The sequence below is a fragment of the Massilia sp. LXY-6 genome (assembly GCF_051233485.1).
GTDB lineage: Bacteria > Pseudomonadota > Gammaproteobacteria > Burkholderiales > Burkholderiaceae_D > Telluria.
Genome location: NZ_JBKFGF010000042.1, coordinates 33881 through 50515, shown reverse-complemented (window position 1 = coordinate 50515; position 16635 = coordinate 33881). Strand labels below are relative to the sequence as shown.

Below are 16635 nucleotides of genomic sequence, written 5' to 3'. Positions count from 1 at the left end.
CGCATTCCACTGGCATCGGGGGCGGCCAGCGACTAAAGTTGCAACATCCCAACAGCGACGCTAGGGTAGAGAACGGGTTTTTCCGCTGGTACAAGTGGTACCAGTTACACTCGCCGATTACTATTGATCCAGAAGAGCTCCATGCAGACCCGGCGTTCGACCCAGCAATATTTTTCCAACACCCTGTCGTGGCTGTACCACGCGTTCGACACGGTCGCGACCTGGGTCACGCAACTGTCGTGGTGGAAGTTTTTCCTGTTCGCCGCGCTGATGCTGGTGGCCGGACAAATCCTGCAGGACGAGCTGTTCTCCGGCGGCGAGGAAGAAATCTCCCGCATCGAACGCAATGCGCGCAAGACCGAGCCGGCCATCACGATCGACGACAGCGGCATCCACATCAATCCGCGCGTCAAGCAGCGCCGCGGCAACGAAGAAGATGTGGACAAGGCGGACAAGGCAGCCCAGGCGGCCGGCCGGACCGCGGAGAACGCCCTCAAGCATGCCGAAGAGGCCGGCAAGTCCGCCGTCGAGGCCGGCAGGAACGCCGCCGAAGCGGGCAAGAATGCCGAGGCAGCCGGAGAGGCGGCGGACGGCGCCGGCCCGCCGCTGCCGCCACAGCCGCCGCAGCCGCCGGGGGTGCGCGGCAAGGGCGATGCCCGTTCAGGCACCAAGCTGATCCGCGGGGCGAACGGCGAGGAAGTCCACATCGACCTGCCGCCGCAGATCGGCGAAGAATTGTCCGACGCGATCGAGGCGGCGGTCGACGATGCCGCCGAAGCCAAGGCCAGGAGCTACCACAAGCAGGCCTCGACCTGGTTCACCAGCTTCGTCTGGCTGCTGGTGATGGCGCTGTTCGGCACCAAGGCGCTGATGGGCGGCAAGAAGCGCGCCGAAGCCGAGATGCAGAGCGCCACCGCCGTCGCCGAGCGCGAATCGATGCAGCGCCAGCTGTCGGAAGCCAGGATGGCCGCCATGCAGGCCCAGGTCGAGCCGCACTTCCTGTTCAACACCCTGGCCTCGGTCGAGCACCTGATCGAGACCGACCCGCCGCGCGCATCGGCCATGCAGCGCACCCTGATCCAGTACCTGCGCGCCGTGATTCCCCAGATGCGCGACACCAACCTCAGCACCAACCTCGGGCGCGAGGTCGACATGGTGAAATCCTACCTCGACCTGCTGAAGATGCGCATGGAGGAAAGGCTGACGGTCGACCTGCAGGTGCCGGAGGGCCTGCGCAGCGCCGCCTTCCCGCCGATGATGCTGCAGTCGATGGTCGAGAACGCGATCAAGCATGGCCTGGAATGCAAGCCCGAAGGCGGCCACCTTGCGGTCAGGGCGGAGGTCGTCGACAGCAAGCTGCGCGTCACCGTGGCCGACGACGGCGTCGGCTTCGGCGTGATGCCCAGCAAGGGCACCGGCCTGGGCCTGTCGAACATCCGGGAACGCCTCAAGCTGCTGCACGGCGAGGCCGGCAAGCTGCACATCGCCGCCAACACGCCGAGCGGCGTGATCGCCACCATCGAGGTGCCCTACCAGCTGGCGTCGAAATGATTGCCTGCGGGCCGATTTCGTTGAATAATCGTCACTCTGCCACTTATCCTTTTTGCCATGCCTACCGCAATCATTGCCGATGACGAAAGACTGATGCGCGACCTGCTCCGTACCCGCCTGTCGCAGGTGTGGCCGGAATTGGAGATCGTCGGCGAGGCCAAGAACGGCGACGAAGCCGTGCAGCTGGTGTCCGCGCTCAAGCCGGACCTGACCTTCCTCGACATCCGCATGCCGGGCAAGACCGGGATGGAGGCGGCGCGCGACATCGGCGACGCCAGCCAGGTCGTGTTCGTGACCGCCTACGACCAGTACGCGGTCGAGGCCTTCGAGCGCGGCGCCGTCGACTACGTGCTGAAACCGCCCGAGCCGGAGCGCCTCCGGATCACGGTCGAACGCCTGAAGGAACGCCTGTCGACGCCGGCCGGCCAGGCGACCGGCAGCGCCAACGTCAGCGACACCGTCACCGCCATGCTGTCGCAGCTGGCCGAGAAGATCGCTGCGCCGAAGCCGAAGTACCTGCAATGGATCCAGGCCAGCATCGGCCAGGACCTGCGCATGATCCCGGTCGAGGAAATCCTGTTCTTCCGCTCCGACGAAAAGTACACCTGCGTGCAGACCGAGAAGTTCGAGGCCCTGATCAGGAAGCCGGTGCGCGACCTGGCCGACGAACTCGACCCGTCCCTGTTCTGGCAGATCCACCGCGCGACCCTGGTCAACGTCAATGCGATCGAAGGCGTGACGCGCGACATCCGCGGCCGCCACCTGGTCCTGATCAAGGGTCGTCCGGACAAGCTCGAGGTCAGCCGCAGCTTTCTGCATTTGTTCAAACAGATGTAAATCAAGCCATACCGGGGCGCCGCCGCGTAAGGTTGATGCCGGGCCCGCATAGCGGGTCGTTTTCCATAAGCATCCATGAAACGACAGCGCCTTCGCTCGACCGCATGGACCGTGACCTGCTTCCTGGTCGGGTTCGCCGCGGGCCGTCGGCTGGGCCGCCAGTCATCCGGAGAGTCCGATACCGTGCCGGCCAGCCGCCAGATCGTCCACGACGCCAACGACGCCATCGTTTCCACCGACGGCAGCTACCGCATCGTCATGGCCAACCCCGCCGCTGCCGCCCTGTTCGGCACCACCGTGGAGGAAATGGTCGGCAGCCCGCTGACGCGCTACATCGAGCCTGCCGTTACGGATGGCAATGCGGATACCGGTGTGGATGCCGAGACCGATGCCGACGAAGCGCTCGACGTGTTCCGCGCCGGCAGCGGCCGCGCCGGCCGCCGCGCCACCGACTACGCCGTGACCGGCCTGCGCGCCGACGGCCAGCGCTTTCCGATCGAAGGCTCGCTCTCACGCGCCAACGAAGGCACGCCCTACTACACCGTGATCATGCGCGACGTCTCCGAGCGCACGCGGGTGCAGGAAAAGCTGACCCGTTCGCACGACCAGCTGCGCCAGCTGTCGGCCGCCCTGCAGACCATCCGCGAGGAAGAGCGCACCCACATCGCGCGCGAGCTGCACGACGACCTCGGGCAGATCCTGGCCTCGCTGCGCATGGATCTGGCCCTGCTGCAGCAGGCCGACAGCACGCCGGACGACAGCCTGCACCTGATGCGCGGCATGGAGCAGAACCTGCTGACGGCGATCACCTCGCTGCGCCGCATCGCCACCAACCTGCGCCCACGCGCCCTCGACGAGGGCGGCCTTTACTTCGCCCTCAAAGGCCTGCGCGACGACTTCGTCGAGCGCTACGGCATCCCCTGCACCCTGCTGGCCGACGAGGCCGAGCTGCGCCTGGACGATGCCGCCAGTACGGCGATCTTCCGCATCGTGCAGGAGGCGCTGACCAACATCGCGCGCCATGCCCAGGCCAGCAGCGTCACCATGAACCTGTTCCGCTCGAACAGCGAGCTGCTGGTCACCATCCGCGACGACGGCCGCGGCATCCGCCCCGAAGACATGGAAAAGGCCGAGTCCCTGGGCCTGATCGGCATGCGCGAGCGGGTCTGGGCCATGAACGGCGAGATCAGCGTCAGCGCCGACGAACCGCCCGGGACCCGGATCGACATCGTGCTGCCGGTGCATGGGCATCTGGTATAAGGCCTGTGCAATGCCAACTGTTGCGGATTAACAACACTTCACTGTTGTCATAAGAATGAAATATCCCCCCGATAAGATGCCAAGCCATCAAGAGTCGAAGCCTGGACGAGCGGACACTCTCGATTCGCATATACCTTATTGGAGAAACCTGAATGCAACTCAAACGCCTGGCCCTCGCCCTGATCGCCGCCGCCCCGCTGTTCGCCGCCGCCCAGACCAATGTGCAACTGTACGGCGTCCTTGATGCGGGCATCGTCTCGCAAGACAGCGGTGGCCCGGAAGGCCGTCAAACCGGCATCCAGTCGGGCAACCAATCGAGCAGCCGCTTTGGTTTCCGTGGCACTGAAGACCTGGGCAATGGCCTGAAGGCCATCTTCAACCTGGAAGCCGGCACGTCGATCGACACCGGCACCAGTGACATGAGCGGGACCACGTCCGCCCTGTTCCAGCGCCGCGCCGTGGTCGGACTGGAAGGCGCCTTTGGTAGCGTGACCCTGGGCCGCGAGTATTCGCCGATCGCTTCGGTGGCCGGCGCCAGCGACGCCTTCGGCCAGGGCTTCTACGGCTCCAACCTGTCGGCCTTCACCAGCAACCGCCTGACCCGCCGCATGAGCAATTCGGTCAGCTATAAGAGCCCGGTGTTCGCCGGCTTCAAGCTGCTGGCCGCTTATGCCGCCGGCGAAGCGCAGACCGCGACCAACCCGAACGTGCCGTCGGGCGACCTGAAAGGCGTCGGCGTCGAGTACACGCTGGACAACCTGTACCTGGGCGCCGCCTACCATCGGGTCAAGCGCCTGGCTACCGACGACGACAAGGAATCGGCGGTCGGCGGCAGCTACAAGTTCGACCAGTTGGGCGGCTTCGAGATCAAGGCCAACTGGATGCAGGCCGACCGCGCAGGCTTGGTCAAGTACAAGCAGGCCAACCTGGGCGGCTCGATGCCCTTCGGCGCGCACCGCGTGTATGCCAACTTCCAGCAGCAGAAACAGGGCAATGCCAAGGGTAACAGCTGGGCCCTGGCCTACACCTACACGCTGTCCAAGCGCACCAACTTGTACGCCACCTATGCCGGCCTGAACAACAACGACACCGCCGCCTTCGGCCTGACCGCGTCGACCCCGACCGTGGCCGCGGCTTCCGCAGGCAAGGATCCGAGCGTGCTCTCGCTGGGCATGCGCCACAGCTTCTAAGCAAGGCCTGCTAAAAACGAACGCGGCGCAGGGAGCGATCCCTGCGCCGCGTTTTTTTTCTAGGATGGTAGAACTCGCTCAACGCCATTTTTCTGTCTAAAAATGGATGAGGGAGGTATCGACCATGAGTCGACGAACAGCCCGTCCGGAAGCGGTGATCGAACACACGTGACCAATTCCTCGAGGATGCAGATGCGTCGCTGCGAAGACCCTGCGTGCGAGCGTTTTCGTCACGTCTGCTCTGGACGTAATGCTGCGTGTGGGCCGATTTGCCTTCCTAGCTTTTTACGTGCCGCGTTTTATTTTAACCGGCAGGTCAGCACCCAGAAATACTCCCAGCGCGCGACCCTGATCTCTTTCGCCGCATTCGCCAGGCGCTTGCGCAGCGCGCTGTCGGTCGGATAGCTCATCAAACGTTCGACCCGCGTGCCGTCCGGCGCGCTCACCATCTCGTAGGTATTGCCCTGCGCATCCGTGCGCGCCACCGGTTCGCTGGTCCCTTCGACATACACGTCGTCCAGCAGCACCAGCAGCGCGTCCTTGCCCGCCGCCTTGCGCAGCTTCGCCAGGAAGCCGTCCTGTTCGTCACGCTTCAGGCGCGACCAGCAGAATTCGGCGACCACCGCGTCGTAGACGCCTTCGCCTTCGGGCACGTCCGGCACCGTGCCGTCCTCGCCGTTCAGTTCCAGCACGGTGTGGCCTTCGGTCAGCTGCGCCACCTGCTCGCGCACGTCTTCCAGGTCCATCTCGCGCTCCGACATGCCGTCGGCATCGTCGTCATAGTCTTCGTGATCTTCGTAATCGTCGTGATCCATGTTTACAGCTCGTAATTGTCGGCCGTCCCGCGCATCGCCGACTCGACCATCTTGCGGTTGAGCGTCGGCGCGAGCAGCTCGATGAAGGTATAAATATAGCTGCGCAAATAAGCGCCCTGCTTGACCGCCACGCGCGAAACGTTCATCCCGAACAGCTGGCCGACCGGGATCGCACGCAGGTTGCGGTCGCGCTCCGGGTCGAAGGCCATGCCGGCGATGATGCCCACGCCCATGCCCAGCTCGACATAGGTCTTGATGACGTCGGCATCGATCGCTTCCAGCAGCACGTCGGGCTTCAGGTTGCGCAGGTCGAAAGCATGGTCGATCTTGCTGCGGCCGGCGAAGGCGGCATCATACGTGATCAGCGGGTAGCCCGCGATCTCTTCCAGCGAAATCGCCTTCGAGCGCGTCAAGGGATGCTCGTGCGGCACCACCAGCACGTGTTCCCACTGGTAGCACGGCAGCGTGATCAGGCCGTCGACGGCGGCGATCGACTCGGTGGCGATGGCCAGGTCGGCCTGGTCGTTCTTGACCATCTCGGCGATCTGGCGCGGATTGCCCTGCAGCAGCGACAGCCGCACCTTCGGATATTTCACCATGAAAGCCTGTACCACCTTCGGCAGCATGTAGCGGGCCTGGGTGTGGGTGGTGGCGATGGTGAAGCTGCCGCTGTCCTGGGCCGCGTATTCCTTGCCAATCCGCTTGAGGCTGTCGATCTCCTGCATGATCAGCTCGACGGATTCCAGCACCAGCCGGCCCGGCTCGGTCAAGCCCCGAATGCGCTTGCCATGGCGGGTGAAAATGTCGACCCCGAGCTCTTCCTCGAGCTCGATGATGGCCTTGGAGACCCCGGGCTGAGACGTGAACAGGGCCTTGGCGGCGTCGGTCAGGTTGAAGTTCTGGCGGACCGCTTCGCGGACAAAGCGTAATTGATGTAGGTTCATTGCCCTTTTTGTATTGATAGAAGCCTTATTCACATTTTACAAGCATGCTTATGCCGCAGGCTCATATAAGCAAATAAATTCTCAGTAGTTTGGAATAAGGCGCCATTTTATTAAGATTCCGCATAGTCTACCGGGCCTGTCCGCGCACCCGGCGCGGATGGCCCATTCCAGGATCCTGAACATGTACCGTTACGACCAATACGACCATCTCATCGTACGTGAGCGCATCGCCCAGTACCGCGACCAGGTGAAGCGCCGCCTCAACGACGAGCTGACCGAGGAAGAATTCCTGCCGCTGCGCCTGCAGAACGGCCTGTACATGCAGCGCCATGCCTACATGCTGCGCATCGCCGTGCCCTACGGCCTGCTTTCCACCAAGCAGCTGCGCATGTTCGCGCATATCGCCCGCACCTACGACCGCGGCTACGGCCACTTCACGACGCGCCAGAACATCCAGTTCAACTGGATCGAGCTGGAGCAGACCCCCGACATCCTGACCGACCTGGCCTCGGTGGAAATGCACGCGATCCAGACCTCGGGCAACTGCATCCGCAATACCACGACCGACCAGTTCGCCGGCGTGGCCGCGGACGAGATCATCGATCCGCGTCCGTTCTGCGAGATCATCCGCCAGTGGAGCACTTTCCACCCCGAATTCATCGCCCTGCCGCGCAAGTTCAAGATCGCCGTCAACGGCGCAGTCCAGGACCGCGCCGCGATCGCCGTGCATGACATCGGCCTGACCGCGGTGCGCAACGACGCCGGCGAAGTCGGCTTCAAGTTCATGGTCGGCGGCGGCCTCGGCCGTACCCCGATCCTGGGCAGCACGATCAACGAATTCGTGCCATGGCAGCATCTGCTGACCTATACGCAAGCGGTCATGCGCGTGTACAACCAGTTCGGCCGCCGCGACAACAAGTACAAGGCCCGTATCAAGATCCTGGTGAAGGCCATCGGCGCTGAAGAGTTCGCGCGCATGGTCGAGCAGGAATTCGCCGACCTGAAGGACGGTCCGGAAACCCTGACCCGCGACGAGCTGGACCGCGTCGCCGCGTACTTCATGGCGCCGCCGTATGCCGCGCTCGAATCGATCGACCCGCGCGCCGGCCACGAAGGCGACAAGGCCTTCTCCAACTGGCTGCTGCGCAACGTCAAGCCGCACAAGATGGCGGGCTATGCCTCGGTCGTGCTGTCGCTGAAAAAGACCGGTGTGCCACCGGGCGACGCCACCGCCGAGCAGATGGATTTCGTGGCCGACCTGGCCGACAAGTACAGCTTCGGCGAACTGCGCGTGACCCATGAGCAGAACCTGGTGCTGGCCGACGTCGAGCAGTCGAAGCTGTTCGAGATCTGGCAGCAAGCCAAGGCCAAGGGCCTGGCGACGCCGAACATCGGCCTGCTGACGGACATCATCTCCTGCCCGGGCGGCGACTACTGCTCGCTGGCGAATGCGAAGTCGATCCCGATCGCGGCCGCCATCGCCCAGCGCTTCGACGACATCGATTTCCAGCACGACATCGGCGACATCGAACTGAACATCTCGGGCTGCATCAACGCCTGCGGCCATCACCACGTCGGCCACATCGGCGTGCTGGGCGTGGACAAGGACGGGTCCGAGTGGTACCAGGTGTCGGTCGGCGGCGCCCAGGGCAACCAGTCGGCGATCGGCAAGATCATCGGTCCCTCGTTCTCGGCCTCGCAGATGCCGGAAGTGGTGCAGCGCCTGCTCGACGTCTACCTGCGCGAGCGCGTCGAGGGCGAGCGCTTCGTCGACGTCGTCCAGCGCCTCGGTGTCGCGCCGTTCAAGGAAAATGTGTATGCCACGCCGATTCCGGCGGGCGAACTGGCCGTCGGAGAAGATGAATATGCCTAAGCTGCAGCACCACGAACAGATCATCAAGGGCCGCGAAGTCGTGGCCGACGACTGGACCGTCCTGCGCCTCGACGAGGGCGAAACGCCCGAGACCATCGAGGTCCCGGCCGGCAAAGTCATCGTGCCGCTCAAGGTTTGGCAGGCCCGGCGCGAGGAGTTGATCAAACGCGCCGGAGAGATCGGCCTCTGGTTCGCCTCCGACGAGCAGGCCCAGGCTGCCCGCGACGACCTGGATACATTCAGCGTCATCGCGGTCGACTTCCCGAAGTTCAGCGACGGCCGGGGCTATTCGATCGCCTTCAACCTGCGCAAGCGCCTTGGCTACACCGGCGAACTGCGCGCAATCGGCGACGTGCTGCGCGACCAGCTGTTCCAGATGTATCGCTGCGGCTTCGACGCCTATGCGACGCGCCAGGACCGCTCGGTCGTCGATGCGCTGAAGGGCCTGACCGTCTTCTCCGAAACCTACCAGGCATCGGTCGACCAGCCGCTGCCGCTGTTCCGCCGCCACCAGCGCGACGTGCCGCTGGAGCACAGCGACGTCGGCGCCGGCATCTGAGGATTGAAGGACTGACATGAGCGACCTGCACGTACGGATAGAAGAAACCCGAGGCATCCTGGAACGCATCGCACGCGATTTTTCGCCGGCCGTGTTCGCCTCGAGCCTGGCGGCCGAGGACATGGTCCTGACCGACCTGATCCTGAAGGCCGCCCTGCCGATCGGCATCTTTTCGCTGGAAACCGGCCGCCTGCACAAGGAAACCCTGGAAGTGCTGGACAAGGTCACGGCCCACTACGGCGTCGAGATCGCCCTCTTCCGGCCGCAGCCGGAGCTGGTCGAGGACTACGTGAGCAAGAACGGCCTGAACGCCTTCTACGACAGCGTCGAGATGCGCAAGGGCTGCTGCTACGTCCGCAAGGTCGAGCCGCTCGGGCGTGCCCTGGCGGGCAAGAAGGCCTGGATCACCGGCCAGCGCCGCGCCCAGTCGACCACCCGCGCCGAGCTGGCCGTGCAGGAAGACGACGCGTCCCACGGCATGGCCAAGTTCAACCCGCTGGCCGACTGGTCCGAGCAGGATGTGTGGGAATATATCCGCGCCAACGGCGTGCCCTACAACAGCCTGCACGAGCGCGGCTACCCGTCGATCGGCTGCGAACCCTGCACCCGCGCCATCCAGCCGGGCGAAGACATCCGCGCCGGCCGCTGGTGGTGGGAAAATCCCGAGTCCAAGGAGTGCGGCCTGCACCTGGTCGACGGCAAACTCATCCGCATCAAATCCGTGGCCGCCTGAGCGGCCCGGACGAACACAAGACATTGACAGGCACAGCCATCATGACGACTTTTAGTGATACCCCCGTACTCGGCGACGTGAATGCGCGCCACCTCGACGCCCTCGAATCGGAAGCGATCCACATCCTGCGCGAGGTGGCGGCCGAGTGCGCGAATCCCGCCTTGCTGTTCTCCGGCGGCAAGGATTCCGTGGTGCTGCTGCGCCTGGCCGAAAAGGCCTTCCGCCCGGGTAAATTCCCCTTCCCGCTGGTGCACATCGACACCGGCCACAACTTCGACGAGGTGATCGCCTTCCGCGACGCCCGCGTTGCCGAGCTGGGCGAGCGCCTGATCGTGGGCTCGGTCGAGGAATCGATCCGCAAGGGCACGGTGCGCCTGCGCAATCCGCAAACCGACTCACGCAACTCGGCCCAGGCGGTCACGCTGCTGGAGACCATCGCCGAGCACGGCTTCGACGCCTGCATCGGCGGCGCCCGCCGCGACGAGGAAAAGGCGCGCGCCAAGGAGCGCATCTTCTCCTTCCGCGACGAATTCGGCCAATGGGACCCGAAGGCCCAGCGCCCCGAGCTGTGGGACCTGTATAACACCCGCGTCCATCCGGGCGAGAACATGCGCGTGTTCCCGATCTCGAACTGGACCGAGCTCGACGTCTGGCAGTACATCGCCCGCGAAAAGCTGGCCCTGCCCCCGATCTACTATGCGCACGAGCGCCAGGTGATCCCGCGTAACGGCCTGCTGGTGCCGCTGACTCCGCTGACCCCGGCCCGCGAAGGCGAGCAGGTCGAGACCCGTACCGTGCGCTTCCGTACCGTCGGCGACATCTCCTGCACCTGCCCGGTGGCCTCGACCGCCTCGACCCCCGACGACATCATCGCCGAAACCGCGATCACCCAGATCACCGAGCGCGGCGCGACCCGCATGGACGACCAGACCTCGGAAGCGTCGATGGAAAAACGCAAGAAACAAGGATATTTCTGATGAACGCCGTGTCTACACCCGAACTGAATCACGAGGCCGACCAGTCCGGCCAGGCCAGCCTGCTGCGCTTCATCACCGCCGGCTCCGTCGACGATGGCAAGAGCACCCTGATCGGCAGGCTCCTGTTCGACAGCAAGGGCATCTTCGCCGACCAATTGGCCGCCGTGTCGCGCTCGAAGCACAAGCGCACCGTGGGCGACACGATCGACCTGTCGCTGCTCACCGACGGCCTGGAAGCCGAGCGCGAACAGGGCATCACGATCGACGTCGCCTACCGCTACTTCGCCACGCCCAAGCGCAAGTTCATCATCGCGGACACGCCCGGCCACGAGCAGTACACCCGCAACATGGTGACCGGCGCCTCGACCGCGGACGCCGTCATCATCCTGGTCGACGTCTCGAAGGTGAAGCTGAACGACGACGGCACGGTGGAGCTGCTGACCCAGACCAAGCGCCACTCGACCATCGCCAAGCTGCTGCAGATCGAGCACGTGATCGTGGCCGTCAACAAGATGGACCTGGTGAACTACGACCGCGCCGTCTACGAGCGCATCGTCGGCGCCTACACCGAATTCGCCAACAGCCTCGGGCTGAAGGACATCACCGCGATCCCGCTGTCGGCCCTGGCCGGCGACAACGTCGTCGAGAAGACCGACAACATGGCGTGGTACGAAGGCCCGACCCTGATCGAGCTGCTGGAATCGATCAGCGTCTACGACGAAGCCCACCACGCCCCGTTCCGCTTCCCGGTGCAGCTGGTGGCGCGCCACAACGGCCACGAGGCCAATGACTTCCGCGGCTACATGGGCCGCATCGAGTCGGGCAAGGTGTCGGTCGGCGACAAGCTGGTGGTGCAGCCGTCCGGCGTCGAGGCGACCGTCAAGGAAATCCAGACCTTCGACGGCTCCCTGCAAAGCGCGGTGGCCGGCCAGTCGATCACGCTGCTGCTGAACGAATACGTGGACATCTCGCGCGGCGACGTGCTGGCGGGCTTTGATAAGCCGGCCACCCTGCTCAAGCAGGTCAAGGCCGACGTCTGCTGGATGGCCGACGAGCCGCTGGACGTGCGCCGCAAGTACTGGATCAAGCACGGCACCCGCCAGACCATGGCCAAGGTGAAGGCGGTTGAAAGCGTCCTCGACGTGAACACGCAGCAGCGCAAACCGGCCGAAAGCCCGACCGCCGGCCTGAAGCTGAACGACATCGCCCGCATCGAACTGGCCGTGCAGCAGCCGCTGGCGGCCGACGCCTACGAGGACATCCGCGCCACCGGCGCCTTCATCCTGATCGATGAAGTGACCCATCAGACCGTTGCTGCGGGTATGATCCGCTTGAGCGAGTAAATTGACTCGTCGTCCCCGCGAAGGCGGGAACGACGTACGTAAAAGGAATCTATGCCTGTGGTGGGAAAAGTTTATCTGATCGGAGCCGGTCCCGGCGCCGCTGACCTCATCACCGTGCGCGGCGCGCGCCTGCTGGCGCAGGCCGACGTCGTGCTGTACGACGCCCTCGTTACCCCCGAGATGCTGGCGCTGTGCGAGCGGGCCGAGAAGATCTCGGTCGGCAAGCGCTCCGGCCAGCGCTCCACCGCGCAAGCCATCATCAACCAGCAGCTGGTCGAATGCGCCCAGCGCTTCGAGACCGTGGTGCGCCTGAAGGGCGGCGACCCGATGCTGTTCGGGCGCGCCGACGAGGAATTGCGCGCCCTCGAGGAAGCCGGCATCGAGGTCGACATCGTCCCCGGCATCACCACCGCGGTGGCCGCCGCCGCCGCAACCAGGCAGCCGCTTACCAAGCGCGGCGTGGCACGCAGCGTGGCCTTCTTCACGTCCAGTACCGCCCCGGATGAGCCGGAGCACCGGAGCGCCGGACCGGCTGCCCTGCCGGCAACCGACACCATGGTGCAGTACATGGGCGGGCGCGAAGCCGCCGCCACCGCCGAGCGCCTGCTGGCGCTGGGGCGCCGGCCCGAACTGCCGGTGGTCGTGATCGAAAACTGCAGCCGTCCCGACCAGCGCATCCTGCGCCTGACGCTGTCCGGCCTGGCGCACGGGCTCGACACGGCCAACGGCCCGGTGCTGGTGATGATCGGCGAAGCCCTGCAGCGCCGCGCCCACCAGGCGCCCGACTAAAAACTCCCAGGGCAAGGGATGCGGCCACCCGACGCATCGGCGAAGACAGTACGCTGATATGTATTGACCTTGTCAACGACTGCGACAAGAGATTTTGGCTTTTGCAGCGGGTTGGTAGCAGAACGGGCGGCATGCCGACGGTTGATCAGTCTGATATGCGCGGGTTGGCTACCGCATGACAACCGATTCGTCGGGGAGCTGCCTCGCTCTAGTGTGGAGGGTCATCCCATTCTGGGCGCCTCATAGCGCAACCGAGGGTTCTCCCACCGTTGCCCATTCTGCTACCGACACGCTGCTGATTCATGGTTGGCTCCGTTTATGCCTTGGCCGCCGCTTGCGGCATGGTTTGTCCGATGGCCCAGATAAAACCTGCCAGCTCGCGTGCTAAGGCCGTGCAGGTCTGCACCTTCAACTTGCCTTTTCCCTCCATGGTCAATACATGATGTCTAGTACGGCGAGCCGGATGCAACGCCGCCATGGGAGTTTTTAGCCGTGCCAGGGCGTGTAGCCGATGCCGTTCTGGATAGCGCCGATCACCTGCGCCTGGTTTTCCGCGCTTTCGCTGAAATTCACCAGCACTTCCGCACGCGGCGCGATCGCCAGGGCGTGCAGCCAGAAGTCGTAGCCCGCGGCATCCGGCGCGCGGTGCAGCACGTTCTGGTACAGCGCCTGCACATATTGGGCGTCGCCAGGATTGCTGCCGTACAGGCTGGCGAACTCCGCACTGTGAATGAAGCCGTCCGCCACCGCCTTCAGGCCGTGGCCACCGTCCAGCGAATCGATCCAGTAGCCGAGGCCGGCCTTGTCCGGCGCACGGTTGAACGCGGCCTGGTACAGGCGATAGGCTTCGCCGGCGTTGCCGTTAATGTCCAGCGCCACGTTCTGGTCGCTGAACTGGAGCCGCTCGACGCTGGACAGCTTGGTCGTGCTGCCGTTCAGGAAGTCATACACCGACATGTTGCTACCGTCGTTCGATAGCGAGTAAAAGGCGCGCTGGTTGCCGAAGACTACCTTGTCCAGGCCGGCCGTACCGACCACCTGGGGCGGCAATGGCGCGCCCGGGCTGGTCGCCACCGGCGGGGCGGTCACGACCGGCGCGGCGGGCGCGGTCACGACCGGCGGCGTCACCACGGGCGTGCTCACCACGGGGGTGCTCACTATGGGCGCCGTCGCTACTGGAGTTGTCACTACTGGAGTTGTCACTACTGGCGTTGTCACTACTGGAGTTGCCACGACAGGCGCCGGCTCGCCGACGCTGCTGCCGGCGCTCGATCCCTGCATGCCGCCCTGGACCGGGCCGGTCGCGGCGCCTGCCGCCGTGAACACCCGCGCCTCCACCGACACGCCGCCCGCCTGGCTGTCGACCCAGGCCGTGGCGAAGCCGCCGTTGGCCAAGGCAAGCACGTCGGGGCCGGTCTGGTCGCCGGCGCGCATCTGGTTGATCTCGAATTCCTGCGCATCGACCGCACTGCCGTCGGCACCGAAGCGGCGGCCGAAGATGCCGTTGCCGTCGTAGTCGCCGGTCTGCGACTGCCAGGCGAGCACGAAACCGCCGTCGGACAGCGCCGTCACCGCGGCGTCGTAATGCCCGCCTCCGGAATCCAGGTTGGCCTGCACCGGGCCGCCGAGCGCGTGGCCGGCGCTGTCGTACACCTGGAAGAAAATGTCGGACATCGAGAAGCCAAGCGGCGCATTCACATAGCTGTCCCAGGCGATGACGAAGTTGCCGTTCGCGAGCGTGGTGACGTGCGGCAGCGGCGCCGCGGTCGCCTGGCTGGCCGCGTAACCGTCGCCGTTGACGACGAAGGGCTGGCCCGCGGCGCTGGTGGCGGCATAGACGTTGCCGTCGTTGATCTCGCCCCATGACACCACGTAGCCAGCGCCTTTCAGCGCGGCGATGCTCGGGCTGAAGGCCGAGGCCAGCGCAGCGTAGACCTTCTGCGAACCGAGCAGGGCGCCGTCGGCGGCCGCCGCCTGCTGCACGTGGACGCTGCCGCCGCTGCGCCAGCCGATCGCGAACGAACCGTCGGCCAGGGTAGCGACGGTGGGCATGGCGGCATCGCCACCGGTACCGCCGTCGAGCACGTGCTCGGTCCCGGCGCTGCCGTCCGCTTCGACCACCCGGTAGGCGATGCGCGTGGCGCTGCCACCGCTCAGCGTATCGACGAGGGAATACGCGACCACGAAGCGGCCGCCCGCCAGCGCGGCGACAGCCGGCTCGCCTTCGATCCGGGCGTCGCCGTTCGGAGTCAACGCAAAGGCCGCGCCGCTGGCGCCGCCGGCGGCATCGCGCAACTGGGCCCACAGGCCTGCGCCGGCGCCGCCCGCGATGGTATCGCTGCCCTGCCAGACGGCGACGAAGCCGCCGTTCGACAGGGTCGCCAGCGCCGGATTCGCGGCCCAGGCGTTGCTGGCCGCGCCGAGTTTCAGGTCGTTGCCGAAGCCCGGCAGGTCGTGCGTGACACCGTCTTGCACCGTGTACGACAGGGTGCGGGTGACGCCCTCGCCGGCGATCGGCTTGCCGTCGGTATCGAGCTGGTAGCGGTCGTAGTAGTGGACCGTCACCGCCGCCGACAGGCCGAGCGGCGGCATCTTGCCGGCGTCGCCGACCACCAGGCGCGCACTGGTGTCGCTCGCCGGATCGTAGGCGATCGAGAACAGGCCGGGCTGCGACTGGCTGTCGATCACCCAGCGCCCGCCGGTCATCGCGCCGCTGTCCACCGAGGACAGCAGGTCGACCACGGCGCCCGCCTGCAGGGTCGAGAACATGGCGTCGTTCTCGCCGGTCAGACCGGCCGGCGGGTTGTCGACGATGACCGTATTGTCCTGCGAGACCACGCTGCCGTTCGCCAGCTGGTAATGGGCGCTGAAGACGTTCGGCGTCGACGTGTCGGCGCTGCGGTCGAGGAAGCGCCACAGCGTGCCCGTCGCCTGGACATAGGCGCCCTGTCCGTCGACCGGCACGTTATAGACGTTCCAGGTGTTGCCGTTGTCGTAGCTGTACTGCAGCTGGCCGCGCGCGAGCTGCTGGCCGGCGGCGCTGGATACGTCGAAGGCGACCGCCGTCACCGCGGACGACGAAGCGCCCGACGGTATGCTGGTGCCGGCATAAGTCCAGGTGCTGCTGCCCCAGGTCGGGCGGACGTAGATGGTGGTCGAGGGGGTAGTCATGGGGGAATCGATCGTCGAGAGGAGCCGCGCGCGCGATGCGGCGGGCCGGTGACGATAATGATTCCCTACAGCAAGTTAAAATGCAACGAGGAAATTGCTTTCCATGAGGGAATATCGCGTGCAAGCAACAGAGTATTATCCTGGAAACAACTCAGTTGGCATAAAAAGTTACCTACAAAACAACTGAGTTAACGAACGGACTAGGGGGATGGTCCGGGCAGCGCGGCCACGCAGTAGGCCGTCATTGCCGCCAGCACCCCCGGGTCTTCGCCGACCGCGGGCACGGTCGAGAACGCGATGCCCGGGTGAGCGGCGCGCAGCTCCTCGACCAGCCGCGGCAGGTCGCGCAGCAGGTGCCCGCCCTGCCCCAGGAAGATCGGCACGATGGTGACTGCGCGCACGCCGCGCGCGGCGAGAAGCGCCACTTCGTCGGGCAGGCTGGGCGTCATCAGTTCGAGGAAGGCCAGCGAGACCGCGACCTCGGGCCGCTGTTGCGCGGTCAGGTCGCGCAGGCGCTGGAAAGGCACGGCCCAGGAGGCGGCGCGGGCGCCGTGCGCGAACAGGATCAGGGCTTGGTCGAACTGCGGGTCCAT

General features: G+C 65.4%; 14 protein-coding genes. 10 read left to right on the top strand and 4 right to left on the bottom strand.

Features of this window, described 5'->3' with window-relative positions; translation table 11 throughout:
* Positions 1–141 precede the first annotated feature (141 nt).
* The 4 genes from ACI48D_RS18955 (at position 142) to ACI48D_RS18940 (ending at position 4838) form a co-directional block, all read left to right on the top strand.
* Complete coding sequence (locus tag ACI48D_RS18955) at positions 142–1551, top strand: sensor histidine kinase (RefSeq protein ID WP_435572799.1); 1410 nt, start codon at positions 142–144, stop codon at positions 1549–1551.
* Positions 1552–1608: 57 nt separating this feature from the next.
* Positions 1609–2388: a LytR/AlgR family response regulator transcription factor gene (locus ACI48D_RS18950; protein WP_435572798.1), complete on the top strand. Its 780-nt coding sequence runs from the start codon at positions 1609–1611 to the stop codon at positions 2386–2388.
* 75 nt (positions 2389–2463) lie between these two features.
* Positions 2464–3648 (top strand): PAS domain-containing sensor histidine kinase, encoded by a 1185-nt coding sequence (locus tag ACI48D_RS18945; RefSeq protein WP_435572797.1) that lies wholly within the window; start codon positions 2464–2466, stop codon positions 3646–3648.
* 152 nt (positions 3649–3800) lie between these two features.
* Complete coding sequence (locus tag ACI48D_RS18940) at positions 3801–4838, top strand: porin (protein ID WP_435572796.1); 1038 nt, start codon at positions 3801–3803, stop codon at positions 4836–4838.
* A 299-nt stretch (positions 4839–5137) separates the two neighbouring features.
* Here the strand turns inward: ACI48D_RS18940 and ACI48D_RS18935 are convergent, their stop codons facing one another.
* Both ACI48D_RS18935 and ACI48D_RS18930 read right to left on the bottom strand, forming a co-directional pair.
* A complete protein-coding gene (locus tag ACI48D_RS18935) occupies positions 5138–5653 on the bottom strand; it encodes a hypothetical protein (protein ID WP_435572795.1) in 516 nt (171 codons plus the stop codon).
* A gap of 2 nt (positions 5654–5655) precedes the next feature.
* Positions 5656–6597 (bottom strand): CysB family HTH-type transcriptional regulator, encoded by a 942-nt coding sequence (locus tag ACI48D_RS18930; protein WP_435572794.1) that lies wholly within the window; start codon positions 6595–6597, stop codon positions 5656–5658.
* Positions 6598–6778: 181 nt separating this feature from the next.
* Between ACI48D_RS18930 and ACI48D_RS18925 the strand changes: the two genes are divergently transcribed.
* From ACI48D_RS18925 to cobA, 6 genes are read left to right on the top strand one after another with little or no spacing between them, the layout of a single operon-like run.
* Positions 6779–8470, top strand: coding sequence for a nitrite/sulfite reductase (locus ACI48D_RS18925; protein WP_435572793.1), 1692 nt, complete (start codon positions 6779–6781; stop codon positions 8468–8470).
* Positions 8463–9029 (top strand): DUF934 domain-containing protein, encoded by a 567-nt coding sequence (locus ACI48D_RS18920; RefSeq protein WP_435572792.1) that lies wholly within the window; start codon positions 8463–8465, stop codon positions 9027–9029. Before ACI48D_RS18925 ends, ACI48D_RS18920 begins: the two co-directional genes overlap by 8 nt.
* A gap of 16 nt (positions 9030–9045) precedes the next feature.
* The gene (locus ACI48D_RS18915) at positions 9046–9762 is read left to right on the top strand and encodes a phosphoadenylyl-sulfate reductase (RefSeq protein WP_435572791.1); all 717 of its coding nucleotides are present in this window, start codon (positions 9046–9048) and stop codon (positions 9760–9762) included.
* Positions 9763–9803: 41 nt separating this feature from the next.
* Positions 9804–10739 carry a sulfate adenylyltransferase subunit CysD gene (gene cysD / locus ACI48D_RS18910; RefSeq protein ID WP_435572790.1) on the top strand — a complete coding sequence of 312 codons (936 nt, stop codon included), beginning with the start codon at positions 9804–9806 and terminating at the stop codon, positions 10737–10739.
* Positions 10739–12082 (top strand): sulfate adenylyltransferase subunit 1, encoded by a 1344-nt coding sequence (locus ACI48D_RS18905; protein ID WP_435572789.1) that lies wholly within the window; start codon positions 10739–10741, stop codon positions 12080–12082. Before cysD ends, ACI48D_RS18905 begins: the two co-directional genes overlap by 1 nt.
* Positions 12083–12133: 51 nt before the next feature.
* Positions 12134–12871, top strand: a complete 738-nt coding sequence (gene cobA, locus ACI48D_RS18900) for a uroporphyrinogen-III C-methyltransferase (protein WP_435572788.1) — start codon at positions 12134–12136, stop codon at positions 12869–12871.
* 486 nt (positions 12872–13357) lie between these two features.
* On the opposite strand, the gene ACI48D_RS18895 is transcribed toward cobA, so the two are convergent.
* Together ACI48D_RS18895 and ACI48D_RS18890 are read right to left on the bottom strand one after the other, a co-directional pair.
* Complete coding sequence (locus ACI48D_RS18895; protein ID WP_435572787.1) at positions 13358–16042, bottom strand: DUF4214 domain-containing protein; 2685 nt, start codon at positions 16040–16042, stop codon at positions 13358–13360.
* A 200-nt stretch (positions 16043–16242) separates the two neighbouring features.
* Positions 16243–16635: a sirohydrochlorin chelatase gene (locus ACI48D_RS18890; protein ID WP_435572786.1), complete on the bottom strand. Its 393-nt coding sequence runs from the start codon at positions 16633–16635 to the stop codon at positions 16243–16245.